Origin of the sequence: Amycolatopsis sp. WAC 01376 (assembly GCF_003947415.1) — a bacterium.
Lineage (GTDB): Bacteria > Actinomycetota > Actinomycetes > Mycobacteriales > Pseudonocardiaceae > Amycolatopsis.
Genome location: NZ_QHKL01000028.1, coordinates 1 through 635 on the forward strand (window position 1 = coordinate 1; position 635 = coordinate 635).

1 protein-coding gene is annotated in these 635 nt (G+C 69.3%); it reads right to left on the minus strand.

Going from position 1 to position 635, the window contains the following annotated elements; all coding sequences use genetic code 11:
* Positions 1–635 (minus strand): PHB depolymerase family esterase (locus tag DMH03_RS41975; RefSeq protein WP_125797552.1); only part of this gene is annotated, 635 nt, incomplete at both ends.

The window sequence follows — 635 nt, forward strand, 5'->3', positions numbered from 1 at the left end:
CCCCGCCTGCCCGCAGCCGGATCCCGGCGCGATCGGCTGACCGTGCCCCATCCCGCCGACGGCGTGCGTGTCGACGGCCGCGCCGACGTCGGTCCACTGCTCGGAAAGCTCGCGCATGTTCATCGGAGCGACCGTGTAGTCCGCGGTCCCGTGCCAGACACTGACCGGCGAACGCGGCCCCGTGCCCGCGGCGCGCACCTTGTCACCCCATTGTTTCTGGGTCAGATCCTTGCCGGGGTTCATGCAGGAGTACGCGTCGATCATCGAGGTCGCGCAGCCGTACGGACGCCCCGCGACGACGCCGCCGCCCGCGACGAGTTCCGGGTAGGCCGCCAGCAGCACCGAAGTCATCGCACCACCGGCCGACAAGCCGGTCACGTACGTCCGGCTCCCGGCCGAATACCGCGCCATCTGCGCGATCGATTCGGCTTCCCCGGAGCCGCGCTTGATGTCCGCCGCCTGGAACCAGTTGAAGCACTTGCTGAAATTGTTCGCCGAAACCTGTTGTGGCAGAACTAGTTTGAACCGCAGCTTGTCCGCGAGCCCGACCCAACCGGAGCCACGCGCGTATCCGGCGGCGTCCTGCGTGCAGCCGTGCAGCACGACCACCGCCGGACGTCCGGACGGCAGCCCGT